The 18,414-nt window shown below is 58.4% G+C and carries 16 protein-coding genes and 1 rRNA gene; 4 read left to right on the top strand and 13 right to left on the bottom strand.

From position 1 onward, the window contains the following. Both rrf and ABFX35_RS18155 read left to right on the top strand, forming a co-directional pair. Positions 1-78: ribosomal RNA gene (gene rrf / locus ABFX35_RS24230) — 5S ribosomal RNA — on the top strand; the annotation flags it as partial. A gap of 288 nt (positions 79-366) precedes the next feature. Next, positions 367-1,671: an MFS family transporter gene (locus tag ABFX35_RS18155; RefSeq protein WP_279024571.1), complete on the top strand. Its 1,305-nt coding sequence runs from the start codon at positions 367-369 to the stop codon at positions 1,669-1,671. Position 1,672: 1 nt separating this feature from the next. On the opposite strand, the gene ABFX35_RS18150 is transcribed toward ABFX35_RS18155, so the two are convergent. The 5 genes from ABFX35_RS18150 to trxC all read right to left on the bottom strand — a co-directional run bounded on the left by ABFX35_RS18150 (position 1,673) and on the right by trxC (position 7,559). Then, positions 1,673-2,005: a YfiM family lipoprotein gene (locus ABFX35_RS18150; protein ID WP_346082374.1), complete on the bottom strand. Its 333-nt coding sequence runs from the start codon at positions 2,003-2,005 to the stop codon at positions 1,673-1,675. A gap of 81 nt (positions 2,006-2,086) precedes the next feature. Continuing rightward, the gene (pssA, locus tag ABFX35_RS18145; RefSeq protein ID WP_346082373.1) at positions 2,087-3,442 is read right to left on the bottom strand and encodes a CDP-diacylglycerol--serine O-phosphatidyltransferase; all 1,356 of its coding nucleotides are present in this window, start codon (positions 3,440-3,442) and stop codon (positions 2,087-2,089) included. 151 nt (positions 3,443-3,593) lie between these two features. Further along, on the bottom strand, positions 3,594-6,245 hold the full coding sequence (locus ABFX35_RS18140; RefSeq protein ID WP_346082372.1) for a bifunctional acetate--CoA ligase family protein/GNAT family N-acetyltransferase: 2,652 nt from the start codon (positions 6,243-6,245) through the stop codon (positions 3,594-3,596). A gap of 34 nt (positions 6,246-6,279) precedes the next feature. After that, positions 6,280-6,984, bottom strand: a complete 705-nt coding sequence (locus ABFX35_RS18135; RefSeq protein WP_346082371.1) for a tRNA-uridine aminocarboxypropyltransferase — start codon at positions 6,982-6,984, stop codon at positions 6,280-6,282. A gap of 155 nt (positions 6,985-7,139) precedes the next feature. Continuing rightward, positions 7,140-7,559, bottom strand: coding sequence for a thioredoxin TrxC (gene trxC / locus ABFX35_RS18130; RefSeq protein WP_095847486.1), 420 nt, complete (start codon positions 7,557-7,559; stop codon positions 7,140-7,142). A 206-nt stretch (positions 7,560-7,765) separates the two neighbouring features. On the opposite strand from trxC, the gene ABFX35_RS18125 reads away from it, so the two are divergent. Beyond that, the gene (locus tag ABFX35_RS18125) at positions 7,766-8,854 is read left to right on the top strand and encodes a tRNA/rRNA methyltransferase (RefSeq protein ID WP_279024564.1); all 1,089 of its coding nucleotides are present in this window, start codon (positions 7,766-7,768) and stop codon (positions 8,852-8,854) included. Between the two features lie 81 nt (positions 8,855-8,935). On the opposite strand, the gene emrB is transcribed toward ABFX35_RS18125, so the two are convergent. From emrB to ABFX35_RS18090, 7 genes are all read right to left on the bottom strand, one after another. Next, complete coding sequence (emrB, locus tag ABFX35_RS18120) at positions 8,936-10,471, bottom strand: multidrug efflux MFS transporter permease subunit EmrB (protein ID WP_279024562.1); 1,536 nt, start codon at positions 10,469-10,471, stop codon at positions 8,936-8,938. A 17-nt stretch (positions 10,472-10,488) separates the two neighbouring features. After that, a complete protein-coding gene (gene emrA / locus ABFX35_RS18115) occupies positions 10,489-11,682 on the bottom strand; it encodes a multidrug efflux MFS transporter periplasmic adaptor subunit EmrA (RefSeq protein WP_346082370.1) in 1,194 nt (397 codons plus the stop codon). A gap of 128 nt (positions 11,683-11,810) precedes the next feature. After that, the gene (locus ABFX35_RS18110; protein WP_279024559.1) at positions 11,811-13,262 is read right to left on the bottom strand and encodes an efflux transporter outer membrane subunit; all 1,452 of its coding nucleotides are present in this window, start codon (positions 13,260-13,262) and stop codon (positions 11,811-11,813) included. A 28-nt stretch (positions 13,263-13,290) separates the two neighbouring features. Beyond that, positions 13,291-13,809 (bottom strand): transcriptional repressor MprA, encoded by a 519-nt coding sequence (mprA, locus tag ABFX35_RS18105; protein WP_095847491.1) that lies wholly within the window; start codon positions 13,807-13,809, stop codon positions 13,291-13,293. Positions 13,810-13,981: 172 nt separating this feature from the next. After that, on the bottom strand, positions 13,982-14,323 hold the full coding sequence (gene ygaH, locus ABFX35_RS18100) for an L-valine transporter subunit YgaH (RefSeq protein ID WP_279024557.1): 342 nt from the start codon (positions 14,321-14,323) through the stop codon (positions 13,982-13,984). Beyond that, positions 14,313-15,050 (bottom strand): AzlC family ABC transporter permease, encoded by a 738-nt coding sequence (locus ABFX35_RS18095; RefSeq protein WP_279024555.1) that lies wholly within the window; start codon positions 15,048-15,050, stop codon positions 14,313-14,315. Before ABFX35_RS18095 ends, ygaH begins: the two co-directional genes overlap by 11 nt. Positions 15,051-15,176: 126 nt before the next feature. Continuing rightward, positions 15,177-16,358, bottom strand: coding sequence for an MFS transporter (locus ABFX35_RS18090; RefSeq protein ID WP_279024553.1), 1,182 nt, complete (start codon positions 16,356-16,358; stop codon positions 15,177-15,179). 102 nt (positions 16,359-16,460) lie between these two features. On the opposite strand from ABFX35_RS18090, the gene ABFX35_RS18085 reads away from it, so the two are divergent. Further along, a complete protein-coding gene (locus ABFX35_RS18085) occupies positions 16,461-17,339 on the top strand; it encodes a LysR family transcriptional regulator (RefSeq protein WP_279024551.1) in 879 nt (292 codons plus the stop codon). A gap of 30 nt (positions 17,340-17,369) precedes the next feature. Here the strand turns inward: ABFX35_RS18085 and proX are convergent, their stop codons facing one another. Next, positions 17,370-18,371 carry a glycine betaine/L-proline ABC transporter substrate-binding protein ProX gene (gene proX / locus ABFX35_RS18080; protein ID WP_279024550.1) on the bottom strand — a complete coding sequence of 334 codons (1,002 nt, stop codon included), beginning with the start codon at positions 18,369-18,371 and terminating at the stop codon, positions 17,370-17,372. Positions 18,372-18,414 lie beyond the last annotated feature (43 nt).

Genomic DNA, 18,414 nt, shown 5'->3' with positions numbered 1-18,414 from the left:
GCCGAACTCAGAAGTGAAACGCCGTAGCGCCGATGGTAGTGTGGGGTCTCCCCATGCGAGAGTAGGACACTGCCAGGCATCAAATCCAGTAGAAAGCCCCGTACTTGCGTACGGGGCTTTTTGCGTTTTATTGCCTTTTATTTTCCCCATGATTAGCGTTATTTTTTCTATTTTTTTGCTTATTTATTCATCGTGATGCCGATGTTGCTGTATGTATTTGCATAATTAATAAATATTCTGCTTTTCTTCGTCTGCCGACGGTGCTAATTGTTAATGTTCAAAAAAATAAGAAATCGCAATTCACAACATACATAACACAAGGCAGGAAGCCGGACGGTAATGCCGATCTGGCCGGGAGAAAATATTATGGCAGAAACAACCTCGGGTATTGCGGATCGTCCTCTTGCGGATGATAAAGATAAGAAACAACGTATCTTTGCTATCGTTGGGGCATCCTCCGGGAATCTGGTCGAGTGGTTTGACTTTTACGTCTATTCTTTTTGTTCTATCTATTTCGCATCGGCGTTCTTCCCCGCGGGCAACGCCACCACACAGTTGTTGCAGACGGCCGGCATCTTTGCCGCCGGGTTCTTTATGCGGCCAATCGGCGGTTGGCTGTTTGGCTATATTGCCGATAAGCATGGCCGTAAAACTTCAATGCTGATTTCTGTCTGCATGATGTGTGCCGGTTCGCTGGCCATTGCGTGCCTGCCGGTGTATTCCAGCATTGGCTATTGGGCGCCGGTTCTGCTGTTGGTTGCTCGCCTGTTCCAGGGGCTGTCTGTTGGCGGCGAATACGGCACCAGCGCTACCTATATGAGCGAGGTCGCCGTTAAGGGCCACCGTGGATTCTACGCCTCATTCCAGTATGTCACGCTGATTGGCGGCCAACTGTTGGCGCTGCTGGTGCTGGTCGTTCTACAGCAGGTGATGTCAACGGAAGAGCTACGTGCCTGGGGCTGGCGTATTCCGTTTGGCCTGGGCGCGGCATTGGCGATTGTTGCGCTGTTCCTGCGCCGCTCGTTAAATGAAACCTCGGATGCCAAAACCCGTAATCACAAAGATGCCGGTTCGTTGAAAGGGATATGGAAAAACCGTAAGGCCTTTTTGATGGTATTGGGGTTCACCGCCGGTGGTTCGTTAAGTTTTTACACCTATACCACCTACATGCAGAAGTACCTGGTGAATACCGCGGGTATGGATGCCAAATTGGCCAGCGGCATCATGACCGGTTCGCTGTTCGTGTTTATGCTGGTGCAACCGCTGATTGGCGCATTGTCCGATCGCATTGGCCGCCGTAACTCGATGATCGCTTTTGCTTCTCTGGCGACGTTCCTGACTGTTCCTATTTTGTTAACCCTGAAGAGCGTAACCAATCCGTTCTTGGCGTTTGCCCTGACCACAGTGGCATTACTGATCGTCAGCTTCTATACCGCCATCAGCGGGCTGCTGAAAGCAGAAATGTTCCCACCGGAAGTGCGGGCGCTGGGGGTTGGCCTGTCTTATGCGGTAGCGAATGCGGTCTTTGGCGGTTCGGCGGAGTATGTGGCGCTGTCGCTCAAATCCTTTGGTTTTGAAAACGCGTTCTTCTGGTATGTGTCCGGGATGTGTTTGCTGGCGCTGATTGTTTCACTGCGCCTGCACCGCAAAGGGATGGAAATTCAGCTCTAAATCAGCGTGTGATGTGGTACAGGCCGTAGCCGGTGGCTGCGCCTGCCACATCCCAGGCAAAATCTTTCCAGCTCCAGCCGGTGCCTGCGGCCCGGCTGTCATACCACTCCTTGCCGGCCCCCAGGCCGATAGAAAACAGCAAGCCAAACCCACGGCTGTGCGCCGCGCTCCAATCACGATGGTCGCCATATGCCGTCCCCGCCGCGGCTAACGCCGCAGAAACCACAAAGTGCTGCGCTTTATCTTTCCCTGTCCAGCGATCGTTGGCCAGGTGTGTACAGCCATTGGTCAATAGCAGGCAAGGGAGCAACAGTAAGGGGGGAAGCACGCGCATGATGAAACATCCTGTTGTTTCAGTACCCCGAACGGAGGAACAGCCGGGCACGATTCGGCCCGGATGAAAAGTATAGCGCGGTTAGAGTATACGGCTAATCAAGCGATCGATACGGATACGGCGCAGGCGGCGGATCAATTTGCGCACTTTTACCGGATACTGTTGAATACTCTGCAGATCCTGGTAGTTGTCCACGATGCTGGTATGGGTGCGAATGTGCTCCAGCTCCTTCAGGCGCTGCTCGCGCATTTCCTGTTTAGGATCGTGGATCAAGATGGCATTTTCCAGATCGAGCCGCCAGGCTCGCGGGTTAAGGTTGTTGCCGGTAATCAGCTGCCACTCATCATCTACCCACATTCCCTTCAGGTGGTAGCTGTTCTCCCCGTCTTTCCACAGGCGAATAATCAGCTGGCCGGTGTCGGCGTAACGCTGCAAGCGGCTCAGGAAGCGGCGCAGATTGATCTCGTACAGATAAGGCAGGGCGCCGATGATTTTGAACGGCTGATCTTCGGGAATATAGAAATCATTGGCGGTTTTGTCGCCGACGATAATTTCCACCTGCTTACCCTGGCGCAGCAGATAAATGATATTGCGCACCAGCAGCGCGGGCAGATTGAAATAAGGGGTGCACAGCGTCAGTTTTTGATCGGCGCTGGCCATCAGGTGATGTACCGTCTTATTCAGGATGCTGGGCTTGCCAAGCCCAACCAGCGGCGTTACCGCCAGCTCGTCGTTACCGGCTTTGGCACGCACCTGATAGTTGGCCTGGCGCAGAGCGAAACGGAACATGCGCGTTTCATTTTTGATCTCCGGGCTTTTCGGCCGATCGGCGCGATCCAGCCGATGCACTGCGCTGGCATTTATCAGGTGCTGGCGGATGTAGCCCACCATGATATCGGCCAACTGCGCATTGGCGATCAACTGATAACGGTCATAGCGGTATTTGTCGTGCTGGTTGAGATAAACATCATTGATGCTGGCGCCGCTATAAATCACGGTGTCATCCACGATGAAGCCTTTCAGGTGCAGCACGCCCAGGGCTTCGCGGGTGTTTACCGGCACGCCGTAAATCGCTACCGATTGCTCAGGGTTATTCGCCGCCATCTCGCAGTACCAGTCTGCGTTGGTATGGGCAGCGGCTGCGCCGATACGCCCGCGCTGGGCGCGGTGCCAGTCAACCAGCACGCAGATCTTCAACTCCGGGCGCTGGCGTTTAGCCTGATAAAGCGCGTTGAGGATGTCGCGGCCTGCATCGTCATTTTCCAGATAGAGGGCGACCAGATAAATACGTGTTGTGGCGTTTGCGATAGCTTCCAGCAGCGTGGTGCGGAAGTCGGCAGGGCTGTACAGAGTACGTACATCAGCAACCGTCTGGGGGAGTTTGGGCAGTTGTGCAAGGTGTTGTTGATGTTTGCTACGTTTAAATTTTGACAACATCACAGTGCGCTTCTTCTCTCATAATTAGATGGCCATAACGCCACGTACGTAAATAAAAAAATGAACAATCGGGCGATAATACCACTAGTTTTCCCGCTTGTGCGCATGTTTTAGCGTTAAGTCATGGATTCGTAGCGCATTGCGACATGGCTCACTTTGCTGCGCCCCCGGCTAACGGCAAGCTCAGGTTAACAATGTCGTCTTCAAGCTGAACATCCACCGTAAAGCCCAGTTTCCGTGCCAGCGCCACCATGCCGTGGTTGCGTGGCATGGTGACCGCCGTCAAGCGGGTCAGGCCGTGTGAGCTGGCGTAGCCGATCATTTTTTCCAGCAGTTGGCGGCCCAGCCCCAGCCCTTTGAGATCGGAACGCACCAGCACGGCGAATTCGGCGTCGGTATTATCCGGATCGGACAAGGCGCGGGTGACGCCGATAATTTCCTCATCGTTGCGTACGGCCACGAAGGCCATTTCGCGATCGTAGTCGATTTGCGTCATATTGGCTAAATCGTCATGGGTAAACTCGCTGATCTCACTAAAGTAGCGGTAATAGAGATCTTCTTTGGTGACCCGATCGATAAAATGTTTCAGCGCCGGTTCATCTTCCGGCAGGATCGGGCGGAACAGGCAGTGGGTGCCGTCTTTGAGCGTAATGGTTTCTTCCAGCTCATGCGGGTACGGGCGGATTGCCAGGCGTGCCTGCGGATCGCCACTAAACGGCGCCAACTGCATGTTGACGTCCAACAGCGTGAATTCACTGCCGGAAGCCAGCACCGGGTGGATGTCCAGCCGGGTGATCTCCGGGCAGTCGAGGATCAGGTTGGAAACCTGCACCAGCAGGCGGCTTAACCCCGGGATATCCAGCGGCCTCAGGGCGCTGCGGCCGCGGATCTTGCCGCCTTTCACCGCTTGCAGCACCAGATAGCGCGCCAGCGCCATATTCAGCGGCGGCAACGCCACCGCGACCTGGTTTTCCTGCCGCCATTCAATCCCGCCTTCGCCCAGCATAATCAACGGGCCGAAAATGGCATCCTGCTCAACGCTAATGCGCAGCTCCTGCGCGCCGGCGCGGTTAGCCATACTTTGCACCAGCAGGCCGTGGATACGGGCCTGCGGATAAGTACGTTTAACGCGATCGAGAATCGCCTCGGTAGCGCCCTGCACCTCGGTGGCTGACCGCAAGTACAGCATCACGCCCTGGATTTCCGATTTGTGTGGAATATCGGGTGAGCGCAGTTTCAGCGCCACCGGGTAGCCGATTTGTTCAGCAATATGCACTGCTTCGGCGCTGTCGCCGGCGATCCAGGTGGGCAAGGTGCTCAGCCCATAGGCGCGCAGGATGTGCTGCACTTCGTGGGTATCCAGTTGTGTCGCGCCCTCTGCCAGCGCCTGATGAATCAGGCGGTGGGCATCGGCGGTATTGGCCGTCAGCCCCACCGGCAGCGCCGGTGTTTCTTTCAGCTGTTTTTGATTGCGCCGGTATTCCACCATATGCATAAATGCGGTTACTGCGCCTTCCGGCGTACGGTAAGTCGGGATGGCCGCTTCATTAAACAGCCGCCGCGCTTCCTGGGATGAATATTCCCCGCACCAGTTGGTTAACAGCGTGACGCGTTTGCCACGCGGATGTTGGCCGCAAACCTCGATCACACGCTGCGCCGTTGCCGTGCCGGGCGCGGCGGCACTGGGTACGTGGATCAGCAGTAGGGCATCATAGTCATGGCTGCTCAGCAGCGCCTGCACTGCGGCCTGATAGCGCTCTGGCGTCGCATTGTCGTACAGATCGAGCGGGTTGCTGATATGGCGTAATTCGGGCAGCGCTTGCGCCAGGTTTTGTTGCGTGGCTTCGCTCAGCGTGGCCAGCTTGCCGTTGCGGGCAATCAGCGCATCCAGCGCCATGGCGGCGGGGGCGGCGCCATTGCTGACGATCATCAGCCGCTCGCCGCCCAGCGGGCGCATATGGCTCAGCGTTTCTACTGCGGAGAACAGCTCATGCGTATCCTGCACGCGCAGCAACCCGGCGCGTTGGATTGCGGCGTCATAGGCGGCATCCAGCCCCGGGTGGCCGTTGAGCAACTGCTGGGCCTGGCGGCTACGGCCGCTTTTAATCACCAAAATCGGTTTGTTGCGTGAAGCGCTGCGTGCGGCGGAAAGAAAACGGCGTGCATCGCTGATATTTTCCAGATACAGCAGGATCGCGCTGGTTTTGCCGTCGCGCGCCAGAAAGTCGAGCAGATCGTCAACGTCGATATCCAGGCTGTCGCCAAGCGCAATGAAGTAGGAGAATCCGACTTCCCGCTGCTGTGCCCAGTCAAGAATGGTATTGGCGACGGCGGCGGATTGTGAAATAAAGGCCAGTTTGCCTTTTTGTATCGGCACCGGGGAAAAGCTGGCGTTGATGCCTTGCCAGGGCGCCAATAGCCCAAGGCTGTTGGGGCCCAGTAGGCGCATGGCGTATTGCTGGGCACAGGCTTTCAGCGCCGGGAACTGTTCCTGCGGCGAGGAAAGCACGATGACGGTTTTACAGCCGCGTTCCCCCAGCGCGGCCAGCAACTGCAGATTGCGTTTGGCGTTGGTGCAAATCACCGCCAGATCGGGGGTGAGCGGCAGGCTGGCGACGTCCGGGTAGGCCATCACGCCGCACACGGCCTTATAACGCGGCGTAACGGGCAGCACCGGGCCGTTGAAGCCGCCGGCCAACAGGTTACGCATCATCAGGTAGCCGGCGCGTCCTGGTTGCTGTGAGGCGCCGAGAACGGCGATCGATTTGGGGCGCAACAGCGCTTCTAATCCCCGTTGGCTCATGTGCTGCTCCTTTCGGCAATATTATTGCCTGATTTTAGGTGCTTTGCGGCAGGCTTGCTGTGACCGGTGCCTCCTGGCGTGTGGGTTTCCCTGCCAGATACTGTTGGCGGAAGTAGCGGAAGTGTTGGTCCAGGCCGTCGGCGGCGGCCTGATCCCCGGCCTGCGCCAGCAATGCGGCGGCGACCTCCGCGGTGCAATGCTGCTCTGCGCGGCTGGCCTCGCGCAGTTGATAATCTGATCCCCGGGTGACATTGAGCGAAAATACCGGCAAGGCGTCCAGGTAAGGGCTTTTGCGGAACATTTTGCGCGCTTCGGCCCAGGTGCCGTCCAGCATGATAAACAGCGGCGGCTTGCCGCCCGTGGGCAGTTGGGTAACCACTTCGCGCCCCGGCTGTGCGTAAGAGCCGGGGAACACCACATAGGGCTGGCGAGTAGGATCGCTAATCGCTGCCAGCAACGCGGGCTCCACTTCGGTACGCGCCCAGAGAAAGGCCTGGGTATCCGGCAGGATATCGGCAATCAGGCGGCCGGTATTGCTGGGTTTTAGCGGTTCGGCGCCGAACATGATCAGGCAAAAGCGGCTGCTGGCCTGCTGGGGGGTTATCGTGCTGCACAGGCACTGTTTTTGCGGCAACAGGCAGCCCTGGCAACGGGCTACGCGGCAGCCGCGCGCCAGAAACGGGCGGGTGGCGCGATCCAAGCGAAACTGGCGCAGGCGAAGTACGGCGTTAGCGGTCATGATGATCCCGGTGAAAACCGCTATTGTAGCGTAAAAAAACCGACGCGCGGGCCTTCTGCCGGGCTTGGTGATAAAAGAAAGGCCGCAACGTTATCCGTTACGGCCATATCAACAGCCTGGCGGCGCCAGAGCCGGGCAGGCTGATGCGTTATAGGTTAGACTAACTCATTGAGCCAGCTATCAAATGGCGCCTTGGGCATGGCGCCATTGAGCATATCGACCATCTTGCCGTCACGGAACACCATGATAGTAGGGATGCTGCGAATGCGGAAACGGGCGCTCAGTTCCGGTTCGGCCTCGGTGTTGACCTTAACGAAACGGACTTTGCCGGCACGCTCTTCGGCTACATCCTTAAAGATGGGGGCGAAGCTGCGGCACGGGCCGCACCACGGCGCCCAGAAATCGACTACCACCGGCAGATCGTCTGCCAGTAATTGATCCAGCGTCGCGGCGGTGGCGTTCGTCACTTCGCCATCGAACAGATCGTGTCCGCAGCGGCCGCATTTCGCGCTGTCTGCCAGGCGTTCTTCCGGAACGCGGTTGGTCGCATTACAAGCTGAACAAACGGTATTCATATTTACCTCGTTTTCGGAAAGCGTTACACACGCCACGTTGGCTGCGAGTATGTTCTATTAATGTTGACGATTATCGGTAAAACCGCGCAGCCGAACAAAACGGTTTGTTCAATAAGTGCAATAGTTGTTGGCTTTTGGCCCAAGCTGGTGGCTTAGTGCACGGACATCAGGTAATCTTCGCGCCCTGCGCGTTGGTGGAGAAGACAATGAACGATTCATTTAGTGGCAAGAACGGTAAGGTCAAAGTGATGTACGTCCGCAGCGACGACGAAGGTGGCGACAACCGTAACAAGAACAAGCGTCCGGCGGGCAAAGGGCGGGCGGACGAGCGTACGCGCCCGGATCGCGCTGGGCACAACAAACCGCGTGGCAGCGAGCGCCGTGGCGCCGATCCACGCCGCAACGAGGGCGAACGCCCACGCCGGCCGGCGCGCCAGGATAGCCGCGATGGCTACGATTCCCCATGGAAAACCGTTTCCCGCGGGCCGGATGAAGAGCCGGCATTTGATCACGGCGGCATCAGCGGAAAAAGCTTTATCGATCCGGAACAGCTGCGCCGCCAGCGCGCGGAAGAAACCCGCGTCTACGGCGAGAATGCTTGCCAGGCGCTGTTTGCCAGCCGCCCGGAGGCGATCGTCCGCGCGTGGTTTATTCAGTCGGTTACGCCGCGTTTTCGCGAGGCGCTGCGCTGGATGGCCGCAAACCGCAAAGCCTACCATGTGGTGGATGAAGAAGAGCTGGCCAAAGCGTCCGGCACTGAGCACCACGGCGGCGTTTGTTTCCTGATTAAAAAACGCCAGGGCCTGGATGCGCAGGCGTATCTGCAAGACGCGCCGGCGACGGACTGCGTGCTGGCGCTGGAAGACGTGGGCAACCCACATAACCTGGGGGCGATTGTTCGCTCCTGCGCGCACTTTGGCGTTAATGGCCTGTTGCTGCAGGATCCGGCGCTGCTGGAGTCCGGTGCGGCGGTGCGCACCGCTGAAGGGGGCGCCGAGCACATCCGGGCGATCGGCGCAGACAACCTGCTGGCCGAGTTGGAAACCTTCCGCAATGCGGGCTACACCATCGTCACCACCTCCAGCCATAAAGGCGCAACGCAGCTGGCACAGGCCAAACTGCCGGCCAAAATGGTGTTGGTGTTGGGCCATGAGGGCGATGGCCTGAGTGACAATACTCTGCAGCAAGGGGATATTAGCGTGGCGATCGGCGGAACCGGCAAGGTGGAAAGCCTGAACGTGTCCGTGGCCGCAGGCATCCTGCTGGCGGACTGGTGGCGCCAGAACCACGCCTGATTCGGTTAGCGCATGTAAAAGGCGGGCCAGTGTGAATGCACTGGCCCGTTTTTTTTTACCGCGGAGGAGCTGCCCTGGCGATCAGTGCGCGCCGCCACCGCCGCTGCCGGAGCCAAACGGCGGTTTGGCGAACCACACCGACACCAACATCACCAGGAACACCCCGGCGGATAGCCAGAAAATCTCATTGGCGGAGATAATCAGCCCCTGTGCGGTGATCTCGCTGGCGATATAGGAAGAGGCCTGCTGGGTGCTCATACCCAACTGTTCTAACTGCTGGTACATCGACTGCGACTGCGGGTTGTAAGGGTTCACAAACTCGCTCAATTGCGCATGGTGCAGCGATTCGCGCTGGGTCCACAGCGTAGTGGTGATCGATGTACCGATCGAGCCTGCCAGAGTACGGGTAAAGTTGGACAGGCTTGACGCCGCCGCCATACGTTCCGGCGGTAGCCCTGACAGCGTAATGGTGGTCAGCGGCATAAAGAAGCAGGCGATGGCAAAGCCCTGCACAAACTGCGGCCACGCGGCGGCGCCAAAGTCCATTCCCGGTTCAAACGTATAGGCGCGCCAGTAGAAGCAAACGGCATACATAATGAAGCTGAAAGTGACCAGGCGGCGCATATCCAGCCGGTTGCCAAAGCGGCCGATGATTGGCGACAGCAACACCGGGATCAGCCCCACCGGCGCCGAAGCCAGGCCGGCCCAGGTGGCGGTATAGCCAAAGACCTCCTGCAACAACTGCGGCAACAGCACGATCGCGCCGAAATACAGCATATAGGCCAGGCTGATGCACAGGCAGCCGATGGTAAAGTTGCGCGATTTGAACAACGACAGATCCACCACCGGGTGATCGTCCGTGAGCTCCCAGACCACCAGGAACAGCAGCGAAACCACGGCGACCACGGTCAGGGTGATAATCTCGGTGGAGTTGAACCAGTCCAGCTCTTTACCCTGATCGAGCATGATCTGCAGCGAGCCAATACCCACAATCAGCAGCACCAGCCCGACGGTATCGATCGGTTTGATCTCGGTTTTGGTCTCTCGGCCTTTCAGCGTCGACATAGCCGCGATGACCACGAACAGGCCAATCGGGATATTGATAAAGAAGATCCAACCCCAGTGGTAGTTGTCGCTGATATAGCCGCCGAGGATCGGCCCGAAAATCGGCGCCACGATCACCGTCATCGACCATAGCGCCAGCGCCATTGCCCGTTTGGCGGGCGGGTAGTTGTTCAACAACAGGCTTTGCGACAATGGGATCAACGGCCCGGCCACCACGCCCTGAACCACGCGGAAGAAGATCAGCATGCCCAAACTGTTGGAAATCCCGCACAGCCAGGAGGCGAGAGCGAACAACGCCGTCGCCCAGAGGAACAGGCGGACTTCGCCAATACGCTTCGCCAGCCAACCGGTGATCGGAATGGAGATCGCGTTCGCGACCCCGAACGACGTGATCACCCAGGTGCCCTGCGAGTTGGAGGCCCCCAGGTTACCGGAGATGGTTGGTATTGCAACGTTGGCAATGGTGGAGTCCAGCACCTGCATGAAGGTCGCCATGGCCAGGGCGACGGTCATCCAGGCGAGCTGGGCGCCTTCAAGCGGTTTTTGTGCCAAGGAAGCCTCCCACTCGTTTAACCGGCGTTTGCATGGATGATCTCAGCAATAATCTGATTCACCGGCGCCAGATCCAACGCCAGAGCGTCGCTCTGGTAGCGTGGCGTGTCGCGCACCACGTCCGCCAGCATACGGCCGGCCTGATCGGTGGTATCGACCTTGACCAGCGTCGACAGGCCGATACGCAGCGGGTGTTCCGCCACCTGTTTGGCATCCAGCTCAATACGCACCGGCAGGCGTTGAACCACTTTGATCCAGTTGCCGCTGGCGTTTTGCGCCGGCAGCAATGAGAAGGCACTGCCGGTGCCCATATCGATCCCGACCACCTTGCCGTTGTACACCACATCATCGCCGTAAACATCGCTGACCACCGTGGCACTCTGGCCGATGCGCATATTGGCGATTTGGGTTTCCTTGAAGTTGGCGTCAACCCAGACGTGATCGGCCGGCACCACCGCCATCAACGGCGAACCGGCGGCGATTTGCGCCCCCACCTGCACGCTGCGGCGTGACACATAACCGGTAATCGGGCTGATCACCTGGGTGCGCTGCAAGGCCAGCCAGGCGTCACGCACCTGTGCGGCGGCTTGCTGCACGGCGGGCTGTTGCTCCAGCGGCGTATTCAACACCATAGCCTGGTTGGCGTTGTATTGCTGCGTGGCCACTTCCAGCGCGGCCTTGGCGCTGGTTACCGCATCGCGGGCGTGTTGCAGCTCTTCACGGCCAATGGCGTCAACGTTGCCCAGCACCACGCGGCGTTTCAGATCGTTTTCTGCTTTGCTGAGATCCGCCTGGCGCAGGGTGATATTGGCCTGATACTGCTTGCCGTTGATGATCAACTGCCGGGTTTGGCGCACCGCATTGGCCAGGCCGGTGCGGGCACGCTCAAAGGCCTGTTGCGCATCGGTCGGATCGAGCGTGACCAGCACATCACCCTGTTTTACCAGATCGGTATTATCGAAGTTGATGCGGTTCACGCTGCCGGATACCTGGGCCATGATTTGCACCTGATTACCGGCCACATAGGCATCATCCGTTTCCTGGTGATGGCGCAGCACCAGGAACCAATACACCAGATAGGCCACCCCAATGACGACGAAAATAACGGTTAATAGCGACAGCCAAAATTTACGTTGTTTTTTCTTGCCTGCCGGTTTGCGTTTCTGGCCGGCCTGTTGCTGCGGGGCCTGATTCTCCGCGCTTACACTCATGGTATTCTCCACGTTTACCCTCACTGCCGTGCCGCCGCGTTATGCGCCGTATGCGCTCCCCGCTTGACGCTGGGAATGGGCTAGCGCTTGCTGACAACACAGGCTATAGCGGGCATGTTTATTATTTATTATGCTTTTTTATCCGCGCTTTGCGGGGCCTGATAGCCGCCGCCAAGGGCACGGATCAATCCTATTTTCGCCTGGATCACATTGCTGCGGGCGTTCAGTTCCGCCTGTTGCTGTTGGAGCCACTGGGTTTGGCTGGTTAACAGCTGATCGCGCCCGATAATACCGGCCTGATATTGGGCATTGGCGACATGATAGACCTGCTGAATAGCGCCGGCGGCGGAAGACGCCTGCGCCAATTGCTGTGTGCTGCTTTTTTGCACGGTAATGGCGTCTGCCGTTTGCTGTGCGGCGTTGACGATGGTTTGGTTATAGGATTCCACCGCCTGATCGTAAAGCGCGGATTCCTCGCCCAGTTTGCTGCGCAGCGCGCCGGCATGGAAAATAGGCAGCGTTATGGCCGGCACAAAATTCCAGGCCTGGCTCGCTGCTTCCAACAGGTTCGGGCTGGTGCCGCTGATGTTGGTGGTCGTCAGGCCGGCGAAGGCCGAGATCGACAAGCTGGGGTAGAACTCTTTCCGGGCTGCGCTCACCCGTTGGTTATATGACTCGACCAACTGCCGCTGGGCGACAATATCCGGGCGCCGGCCCAGCAGATCGGTAGTCAGCTCGCCCTGTGGTGCCAAAAGCCCATCGGCCGGCAAGGCAACCGGGCGCAGGTGCTGCATGGCATCCGGCCCCTGGCCGGCCAGCGCCGCCAGTTGGTGCTTCAGTTGCTCAATCTGGGATTGCAGTTGCAACAGCTGTTGTTTGGCGCCGTCGGCCTGGGCCTGGATCTGCCGTGGGATATCCACCCCGGTGATGCCCGCTTTATATTGCTGTTGGCGCAGATCGGCCAGGCGCTGGTTGTTCTCGACTTCCTGTTGCAGCACGTTTTCCAGCGCGTAGCTGCTCTGCAACTGATAGTAAGCGGAGGCGACCGACGTGGTCAGCGTCAGCGCGGCCTGTTCCTGCTCTGCCCTGGCGGCATTCACCTGGGCCTGCGCCGCATTGACCTGATTGCGGTATTTGCCCCACCAATCCAGCTCATAGGCCAGATTCAATCCCAGCGAGTTGGCGCTGGTGTAGACCGGGCTGGTTGGGTAGCCGATGACCTCATAGACGTTTTGCGCCGTACGCTGGCGCGTAATGCTGCCGTTAAGATCCAGGTTCGGCCCATTGGCGGCGTTGGCTTCACCCACCACGCTCTGCGCTTCACGCACGCGGGCGGCGGCCTGCCTTAGTGAGGGCGAGCTTTGCAGCGTACGGGCCATCAGATCGTCAAGCTGGGGATCGTTCAGTGAACGCCACCACTGTGGGCTGAGCGCCAGCGAACTGACCTTTGGCTGAGCCAACTGCAGGTTTTGCGCATCCATCAGCGTAGACTGCGGCGCAATATTATCGGTTGATGCACACCCGGCGAGCAGCAAAACCGCGCACAACGGGGTCAATCTCCAGTTAAACAGGGGGTTCATACGTGTGTACCTGAACAGAAAGAGCTAATTAGAGTAACTGTTCTGTCACTTCCATTTGATCCAGACGTGCTAATAGCTTGCGTGTTAGCGCTTCCAACTGTCTTTGTTCGTCGGCGCTGAGCGTGGACCACAGGAGGTGCAGACATTTGTGCTGAGGTGGCAGTAATTGCGCCAGGAATTCTTCGCCCTGCGGGGTCAGGTGCAGGTGCAGGCAGCGGCGATCGTTATCGCTTTCCAGACGTTCGATCCAGCCGCGTTTTTCCAGCTCATCGGCGATGCGGGTGGCATTGGTGCGCGAAGAGCCCAGGGCCGAACTGAGCTCGGAAGGCTGGATGCTGTGGCTTTCCTGGGCATCAAGGGTGATCAGCGCCATAAACAGCGTTTCATTGATGCCTTGCGCTTTGAGCATCTTATTGCGGTTTTCCAGCAATTTGCTTTGCATGTGCATGCACAGACGGGTGAGCAGGATCTCCTGATAGGGGAAATCCTTCTCGCGCTTCGCCCGATAATTCAGCATCTGCTCTATGGGGGTGAACGAACTTTCCATAATCTATCGCCTCATTAATTTCGTCTGGCATAATAACCATGGTGATTAATAATGTAAATGTTCAGCGCGGTGAATAATTTAACAATTTGTGTCATTTTCAGCGGTAACAAATGCGTGTTTTGGCAGAAAAATGTGATTATGACCGCAAGCTGTACGCAGTAGCGTATCAGCCTTAGCTGAAACATATAAGTAGTTTTAATGTAATCCCAAAGGTTAATGCGCCAGTTAATGTCGAAAGAATGATGCTTTGGCTGCGATAAAAGCACAGCGCCAGCGCGCCGAAACCCGCCAGCGTGGGCCAAAGTTTGTCGGGTTCGCGCATGATCACCGGCGTGCTGGAAACCACCAGTAGCGCGCAGATAGAAGCGATGCCGATGCTGTCGAGCAGCAGGGCGGTTTTACCGCGTTTGAGCGCTGCCGGATTGCGGCTGGCACCCAGGCGCAATGGCAGATAGCGGAACAGGTAGTTGGCGCAACCGACGATCAGCCCAATGAGCAGGACGTTAGTGTTCATCGGCGGCCTCCTCGGCTGCGGGGCGGCACAGCGCCGCCACACCGCCGGCGGCGAGACTGGTTAAAATGGCGACCGGAATGGAAAATAGCACCACGCCGAGCAGCGCACCGGCCAGCGCGGCGGCGATCGTCAGGCTTTGTGGGCGTTTAAACGCGGCCAGCAGAAAACTCAGGAATAGTGCCGGCAGCATGAAGGAAAGCGCCGCCTCCAGCACCGGGAACTGCTCCAGCGGGCCATTGCCGAAGAGCGCCCCAACGGCAGTGCCGGCCACCCAGGCCAGCCAGGAACACAGCGCAATACCCAGCATCCAGTTTTCACTCCAACTGCGGTTATTGCGCATCAGTTTGGTGGTGGCGGCGGCAAACACTTCATCCGTCAGGCCAAACGCCCACAGCGCGGTTTTCCCGCCCGACATGCGTGTGACAATGCGGTGGCGCAGCGCCGGGCCGTACAGCAGGTGGCGCACGTCCATCGCCATCACCGTCAGGGCCGATACCCACAGCGACATCCCGGCGCTTAGTAGGGCGGTAATCACGAACTGGCTGGCGCCCGCATAGATAATGCAGGAGAAGAAAATGCTGTCGAGCGGGGTGAAACCCAGTTTCACCGTGCTCAGGCCAAAGGCAAACGCCACAGGCACATAGCCGATCACGATCGGTAAACTGTCAACGACGCCGTTCGTGAAGGTGGCGGCGGGGGTGAGGTTGTCAACTGCTTGGTTTGGCATTTTTATTCGAATTATCAGGGGTAAAGGGCGCCGTCACGCACAGTGAAATACGGCCCCGTTTCATGCTCATCACCTTACCAGAGAGCCAGGCGCCTTTATACCCCTACCCAGGCTTTCGGCTGTGCCCTATGGATCAAGCCGCTTGCCGAACTGCCAAATCGTCAGGTTGAGCAGGCATAAAACGCCGCCGACGGCGGACACACCATACCATCCTGCGTGCTGGTAGGCCGAGGCGGACAACAGTGAGCCCAGCGCGCCGCCGATAAAATAGCTGGTCATATAGCCGGCGGTCAGGCGGTTGCGGGCTTCCGGCATAATGCGGTAAATCACGCTTTGGTTGGTGACGTGCACCGCCTGTACCGCCAGATCGAGGATCACAATCCCTACAATCAGCGCCCATAGCGATTGTTTCGCCAGTGCAATGGGCAGCCATGACAACAGCAAGAGCGCCAGGCCAACGCTGGTAGTCAGGCGGGCCTTGCCCTTATCGGCCAGATGGCCGGCGCGTGAAGCGGCCAGCGCTCCGGCAGCGCCCGCCAACCCGAACAGCCCAATGGCGCCTTCCGAATAGTTGAACGGCGGCGCCGCCAGCAGAAAGGCGATGGACGTCCAGAGAACGCTGAAGTTGGCAAACGACAGCGCACCAAGCAGCGCGCGGGTGCGCAGCAGCGGTGTGCCGCTGAATAGGGTGAAAATCGATCTCAGCAACTGGAAGTAATTCAGCCCGGTATGCTGTTTATAGCGCGGCAGCGCACGCCACAATAGCAGCGCCATCAGGATCATCAATACGCTGGCCACCCAGTAAATGGTGCGCCAACCGCCGATCGCCGCCAGCGCGCCTGCCACGGTGCGCGCCAGCAAGATACCCAGCAGCAAGCCGCTCATGATTATCCCCACGGTCTTCCCGCGCTTTTCCGGCTGCGCCAGCGTGGCCGCCAACGGCACCAGTATCTGCGCTACCACTGAAAACAGCCCGGTCAGGGCGGTGCCGAACATCATCAACGGCAGCGTGCCCGCGCTGGCGGTGATCAGCATGCCGCAGGCCGCCAGCAGCGTCATAAACACAATCAGCCCGCGGCGTTCAAACATATCGCCGAGCGGCACCAGCAGCAGCAGGCCGGTGGCATAGCTCAACTGGGCGACAGTGACGATCAGCCCGGCCTGGTTGACCGACAGGCGGAAACTCTGGGCGATGGTTTCCAGCAGCGGCTGGGCATAATAGTTACTGGCGACCGCCAGGCCGGTGGCGATGGCGATCAGGGCGGTCAGCATCGGGCTGAGGCCTGAAGTTGGGGTTGATGGGCGCATAGGGTCTCATCATCGGAAAACGTGGGGGGAGTATCCGGCAGCGCGGTGTATTAAACCAATGTATAATTTTCATTTGATTAATCTCATTTTGAGATAGATACCATGAACCTGAAACAGATCCGCTATGCGCTGGCGGTGGCCGAGGAGCAGAGCTTTACCCGAGCGGCGCAGCGCTGCCATACGGTGCAGTCGGCCCTCAGCCATCAGATTGCCAAGCTGGAGGATGAGCTGGGTTGTTCACTGTTTGAACGCACTTCGCGCCGGGTCAGGCTGACCACCGCCGGCCAGGCATTTATTCCGTCCGCACAGCGGCTGCTGGCGGCGAAACAGGCGCTGGTGGAAGAGGTCACCGCCGCCAGCAGCACGGTGTCCGGCACCCTGAGTATCGGCACCATCTCAACGATAAACGCGATTGATCTGCCCAGTATGCTCGACAAATTCCACCGCCACTATCCGGCGGTGAATATCCGGCTGTACGTGGGCATGAGCGAGATGCTGCTGGAGGATGTGCGCCAGCAGAAGATCGACCTGGCGTTTGTCGGCATCTGGCCGGGGGATATCGATCTGCTGCCGGTTTCCCATCGTCGGTTGATCGATGAGCCGCTGGTGGCGCTGGTGGCCGCGCAGCACCCGTTGGCCGGCTGTGAACGGGTAAGCCTGAAGGCGCTGTCGGAGGTGCCGCTGGTGGATTTTTATAGCGGCACCGCTGCAAGGCGGCAGACCGATCGCGCGTTTCAGGCCGCAGGTATCAAGCGGCACGTCAGCTTTGAAATCGACCATTTCGAATGGCTGGAAAATCTGGTCAGCCGAGGGTTGGCGGCGGGCATCGTGCCGATCTCAACGGCGCAGCGCCTGAACACGCTGGTGTCGATCCCGATTCAGGATGGGCCGCGGCGCCAGGTGTTTTGCGTATGGCCACAGCCACTGTCAAAGGCCGCAGAGCGTTTTTTGCAGGGTGGGGGGATTGTTATCGGGGAATAAGGGGCGCAGCGGGCTGCGCCCCGAAAGGCATTATTTCTGTGCGGCTTCAGCGGCGGTTTTGACCCAGCCATCGAAGGTCGCCTGGTGTGCTTTAATCCAACCATTGACGTGGTTTTCGATATCGGCTTCAGAAGACTGGCCTTCATGCATACGCAGGTTTTGCGCGTTCACGTCCGCGATAGGCAGGCGCATGATCGCGAACAGTTTGGCGGCTGCCGGGTTAGCTTCGGCCCACTGTTTGTTGGCGGCGATACGCATGGTGTTAACCGGGAAACCGTAGTTGTTGCCGTTAGGCAGCTTGGTATCCACGTTTTGCTGCGCGCCCGGCAGGGATGAGAACGGCACCTGCAGCCACACTACGTCACGCCCTGGCACCAGCACGTCGCTAACCCAGTATGGCGTCCAGGTGTAGTACAGCACCGGCTTGCCTTCTTTATAACGGGTGATGGTATCGGCAATCATCGCCGCGTAATTGCCCTGGTTGTGCTCAACGGTCTTGCTCAGGCCGTAAGCGTCTATCTGGTGGTTAATCACCGCTTCACAGCCCCAGCCCGGCGTACAGCCGGTGAGATCGGCCTTGCCATCGCCGTTGGTATCAAACAGCTTGGCGATGTTGGGATCTTTCAACTGCTCAATGTTGGTGATGTGGTGCTGCTCGGCAGTTTTCTTGTCAATCAGATAGCCCTGTGCGGCGCCGTTAACGTATACGCCTTCACGGTAGAACTTGGCATCGCCGCCGGCGGCCTTGTACTGATCGGCGTGCAGCGGATCCCAGCTCACGGCGAGGAAGGTGGCGTCGCCAGAGGCAATGGAGGTATAGGCAACGTTATAGTCCACTTCACGCGGCGGCTTGACGTCATAGCCAAGTTTTTCCAGCGCTTTGCTGACCAGCAGCGTCTGGAACGTTTCTTCTGAGATGGTGCTTTGCACCGGCTGTACCGAAATGCCTTTGCCAGGCAGATCGGCGGCGTAGGTGAACGATGAACCCATCAGTGTTGTCAGGGCCAGAGCCCATATTCCTGCTTTGCGCATAGTGAAATACCTTATTTTTGTCATGTGACGCCGGGTTACCGGC

Origin of the sequence: Gibbsiella dentisursi (genome assembly GCF_039539505.1) — a bacterium.
Lineage (GTDB): Bacteria > Pseudomonadota > Gammaproteobacteria > Enterobacterales > Enterobacteriaceae > Gibbsiella > Gibbsiella quercinecans.
Note: the sequence above shows the minus strand (reverse complement) of the source record. Positions and strands in the feature narration are given on the sequence as shown.